This window comes from Kitasatospora sp. NPDC058965, from assembly GCF_042741245.1.
GTDB lineage: Bacteria > Actinomycetota > Actinomycetes > Streptomycetales > Streptomycetaceae > Kitasatospora.
In genome coordinates, this window is record NZ_JBHYKG010000383.1 from 1 (window position 1) to 4,954 (window position 4,954).

Consider the following 4,954-nt stretch of genomic DNA (forward strand, 5'->3'; position numbering starts at 1 on the left):
CGCGAACCCAGGTGGTGGACCTGGACCATGTTGGTGTTGCCCGGCACGCCGGGCGGCGAGCCGGCGGTGACGATCACCGTCTCGCCCTCGGCCAGCCGCTTCATGCTGAGCAGCTCGCGGTCGACCTGGCCGACCATCTCGTCGGTGGTGGCCACCTGCTCGGTCACGTACGCCTCCACGCCCCAGCTCAGCGCGAGCTGGTTGCGGGTGCAGGCGTCCGGGGTGAAGGCGATCACCGGGATCGGCGAGCGGTACCGGGACAGCCGGCGCGCGGTGTCGCCGGACTTGGTGAACGCCACCAGGGCCTGGGCGTTGAGGAAGTCGCCCAGCTCGCAGGCGGCGCGGGCGACCGAGCCGCCCTGGGTGCGCGGCTTGCGGCCCGGGTTGAGCGGCTGCAGGCCCTGGGAGAGCAGTTCGAGCTCGGCCTGCTCGGCGATCCGGCTCATCGTCCGGACCGTCTCGACCGGGTACTTGCCCACGCTGGACTCGGCGGAGAGCATCACCGCGTCGGTGCCGTCCAGGATGGCGTTGGCCACGTCCGAGACCTCGGCGCGGGTCGGCCGGGAGGCGTGGATCATCGACTCCATCATCTGGGTGGCGACGATGACCGGCTTGGCGTTGCGCCGGGCCAGCGTGATCAGCTGCTTCTGGACCAGCGGGACCTTCTCCAGCGGGTACTCCACCGCGAGGTCGCCGCGGGCCACCATGATGGCGTCGAAGGCGAGGACGATCTCCTCCATCGCCTCGACCGCCTGCGGCTTCTCGATCTTGGCGATGACCGGCACCCGGATGCCGACCTCGTCCATCACCTTGTGCACGTCGTCGATGTCCGCGGCGTTGCGGACGAACGACAGCGCGACCATGTCGACGCCCAGGCGCAGCGCGAAGCGCAGGTCCTCCTTGTCCTTCTCGGACAGGGCGGGGACGTTGACGGCCGCGCCGGGCAGGTTGATGCCCTTGTTGTTGGAGAGCACACCGCCCTCGACCACCACGGTCTTCACCCGCGGGCCGTCGACGCTGACGACCTCCAGGGCGATGACGCCGTCGTTGATCAGGATCGGGTCGCCGGGCTTCACGTCGCCGGGCAGGCCCTTGTAGGTGGTGCCGCAGATGTACTGGTCACCGGGGACGTCCTCGGTGGTGATGGTGAACGTGTCGCCGTTGTCAACGGTCACCGGTCCGTTGGCGAAGGTCGCCAGTCGGATCTTGGGGCCCTGCAGGTCGGCCAGCACGCCGATGGCGCGGCCGGTGTCCTCGGAGACCTGGCGGACCTTGCGGTACCGCTCCTCGTGCTCCGGGTGGGAGCCGTGGCTCATGTTGAGGCGGGCGACGTTCATGCCCGCCTCGACAATGGCCTTCAGCTGTTCGTAGGAGTCCGTGGCCGGACCCAGGGTGCAGACAATTTTCGCTCGGCGCATATGGATGATCCTATCCGTATGAGTTATTCCCGGGGGTTGGGGCAAACCCCTTATTCCCGGTCAATGACTCGGACGGACGAGGGCGAAAGCCTGTTGGGCGATCTCCAGCTCCTCGTCGGTCGGTACCACCGCGACGGTTACTCGTGAGTATTCCGCGGAAATCACTCGGGCCTCGCTGGAACGCACCGAGTTGAGCTCGGGATCGACCGCGATGCCCAGTTCCTCCAGACCCGCGGTCGCGGCGGCGCGCACCGGCGCGGCGTTCTCGCCCACACCCGCGGTGAAGACGATCGCGTCCACCCGGCCGAGCACCGCGTAGTAGGCCCCCAGGTACTTGCGCAGCCGGTGCACGTAGGCGTCCAGGGCCAGCCGGGCGGCCGGGTCGTCCTGCTCCTCGGCGCGGCGCAGCACCTCCCGCATGTCGTTCTCGCCGGCCAGCCCCAGCAGGCCGCTGCGCCGGTTGAGCAGGTCGTCGATCTCGTCCACCGAGAGCCCGCCGACCCGGTGCAGGTGGAAGATCACCCCGGCGTCCACGTCGCCCGACCGGGTGCCCATCACCAGGCCCTCCAGCGGGGTGAGGCCCATCGAGGTCTCCACGCAGACCCCGCCGGCCACCGCCGCGGCCGAGGCGCCGTTGCCCAGGTGCAGCACGATGACGTTCAGCTCCGCCGGATCGCGCCCGAGCAGCCGGGCGGTGGCCCGTGAGACGTACTGGTGCGAGGTGCCGTGGAAGCCGTAGCGGCGCACCCGGTGCTCGTCGGCCACCGCGGTGTCGATCGCGTAGCGGGCGGCGTGCTCGGGGATGGTGGTGTGGAAGGCGGTGTCGAAGACCGCGACCTGCGGCAGGTCGGGCCGCATCGCGCGGGCCACCTCGATGCCGGTGATGTTGGCGGGGTTGTGCAGCGGGGCGACCGGGACCAGCCGGCGGACCTCGCCGAGCACCTCGTCGGTGATCACCGTCGGGGCGGTGAACCGCCGGCCGCCGTGCACCACCCGGTGGCCGATCACGGCCAGCTCGGGCGAGTCCAGGCCCAGGCCGTCGGCGGCCAGCTCCGCGGCCATCGCCTTGAGGGCGGCCGCGTGGTCGGCGAAGACCTGGACCGACTCGCGCCGGTCGCCGCCGCGCGGGGTGTGCACCAGGCGGCCGGTGTGCTCGCCGATCCGCTCGACCAGGCCGGCGGCCGCGCGGGACCCGTCCAGCATGTCGATCAGCTGGTACTTGACCGACGAGGAGCCGGCGTTGAGCACCAGGACCCGGGTCGCCTCGGTCATCGGGCCGCCTCCTGCGGGTCGGGCTGGTTCTGGGACTGGATCGCGGTGATCGCCACCGTGTTGACGATGTCCTGCACCAGCGCGCCGCGGGACAGGTCGTTGACCGGCTTGCGCAGGCCCTGCAGCACCGGGCCGACCGCCACCGCGCCGGCCGAGCGCTGCACCGCCTTGTAGGTGTTGTTGCCGGTGTTCAGGTCGGGGAAGACCAGCACGGTGGCCCGGCCGGCCACCGGGGAGCCGGGCAGCTTGGTGGCGGCCACGTGCGCGTCCACCGCGGCGTCGTACTGGATCGGGCCCTCCACCAGCAGGTCGGGGCGGGCCGCCCGGACCAGTTCGGTGGCCTTGCGCACCTTGTCCACGTCCACCCCGGAGCCCGAGGTGCCGGTGGAGTACGAGAGCATCGCCACCCGCGGCTCGACACCGAACTGGGCGGCGGTCTCGGCGGACTGGATCGCGATGTCGGCCAGCTGCTGGGCGTCGGGGTCCGGGTTGACCGCGCAGTCGCCGTACACCAGCACCTTGTCGGCCAGGCACATGAAGAAGACCGAGGAGACGATGGCCGCGCCCGGCGCGGTCTTGATCACCTCGAAGGCGGGGCGGATGGTGGCGGCGGTGGAGTGCACCGCGCCGGAGACCATGCCGTCGGCGATCCCCTCCTGGACCATCAGGGTGCCGAAGTAGCTGACGTCGGTGACCAGGTCGAGCGCCAGCTCGACGGTCATGCCCTTGTGCGCGCGCAGTTCGGCGTAGAGCTCGGCGAAGCGCTGGCGCAGCGGGGAGGTGGCCGGGTCCACGAGGCGCAGCTGGGCCCGGTCGGCGGCGCCGTCGGTGGGCAGCACGATGCCCAGGGCCGCCGCCCTGCGGCGCACCGCGTCCACCTCGCCGAGCAGGGTCAGGTCGCAGACGTTGCGGCGCAGCAGGATCTCGGCGGCCCGCAGCACCCGCTCCTCGGTGCCCTCCGGCAGCACCACGTGCCGCCGGGCGCCCCTGGCCCGCTCCAGCAGCTCGTGCTCGAACATCATCGGGGTCACCCGGTCGGAGCGGCTCAGCTCGATCCGGTCGGTCAGCTCGACCGTGTCGACGTGCAGTTCGAACAGGCCCAGCGCGATCTCGGCCTTGCGCGGACTGGCGGTGGTGAGCCGGCCCTCCACGTGGGTGAGCGCCGCCGCGGTGGGCCAGCTGCCCTCGCCGACCACCGCCACCGGGGTGCCGGGGGCCAGCCGCGCGGCCAGCGCCAGCACGTCCGCGCCCGGGTGCTGATCGAGCGTCAGCAGCACGCCGGCGATCGGCGGGGCGCCGGCCGCGTGCGCGGCCAGCGAGCCGATCAGCAGGTCGGCCCGGTCCCCGGGGGTCACCACCAGGGCGCCCTCGGTCAGCGCGCCGAGGAAGGTGGGCAGCATCGCGCCGCCGAAGACGAAGCCGCGCACGTCCCGGGCCAGCCCGGCCGCGTCGCCCAGCAGCAGTTCGGCGCCGGTGGCCTCGACCAGCTGGGAGACGGTGGGCGCGGCCAGCGCCTGCTCCTCCGGGATCACGTAGACCGGCACCGGCAGCTTGCCGTTCGTCCCGCGCAGCACCGGCTGCTTGGCGCCCGCCGCCACCCGGTTGGCGATCATCGCCAGGGTGGAGCAGCCGAGGTCGGAGTAGGCCCGGTAGGCGTTGCGCACCTCCGCGACCACCGCCCCCGGGTCCTTGTGCTGGCCGCCGACCACCGGCAGCACCCAGGCGCCGAACTCGTTGGCGAGGCGGGCGTTGAAGGCCAGTTCGTCCGGGATGTTGGTGTCGGCGAAGTCGGTGCCCAGCACCAGCACCGCCTGGCACCGGCGCTCCAGCGCGCGGAACCGGTCGACCAGGGCGGAGACCAGCTCGTCCTGGCCCTGGGCGGCCTGCAGCGCGGTGGCCTCCTCGTAGCTGAGGCCGTACAGGTCGGCGGTCGGCAGGTCGATCCGGTAGCGGGTCCGCAGCAGCTCCACCACGTGGTCGGAGCCGGGCTCGCCCGGGGCGCCGGCGTGCACCAGCGGGCGGAACACGCCGACCCGGTCCACCTGGCGGGTGAGCAGTTCCATGACCCCGAGCTCGACCGCCTGCCGCCCGTCCCCCCGGTCGATCCCGGTCACGTACACGCTGCGCGCCACGCCGCCCACTCCGTTCGCCGCCTGCTCCCCAGGGCCCGCGCGGGGCCGGATCTCGCCACGACCCTACCTTCGCAGCCGGGGCGCGGGGGGGGCCCCGCGGGGGGGGGCGCGGGGGGGGGGGGGGGGGGGACC

General features: G+C 72.7%; 3 protein-coding genes. All 3 read right to left on the reverse strand.

Going from position 1 to position 4,954, the window contains the following annotated elements:
- A partial coding sequence (gene pyk / locus ACFW1A_RS36245) for a pyruvate kinase (RefSeq protein WP_380417087.1) occupies positions 1–1,418 on the reverse strand: 1,418 nt, incomplete at its 3' end.
- Positions 1,419–1,478: 60 nt separating this feature from the next.
- Positions 1,479–2,690, reverse strand: a complete 1,212-nt coding sequence (locus ACFW1A_RS36250) for an acetate kinase (protein WP_380417090.1) — start codon at positions 2,688–2,690, stop codon at positions 1,479–1,481.
- Positions 2,687–4,822, reverse strand: a complete 2,136-nt coding sequence (gene pta, locus ACFW1A_RS36255; RefSeq protein ID WP_380417093.1) for a phosphate acetyltransferase — start codon at positions 4,820–4,822, stop codon at positions 2,687–2,689. Before pta ends, ACFW1A_RS36250 begins: the two co-directional genes overlap by 4 nt.
- Positions 4,823–4,954 lie beyond the last annotated feature (132 nt).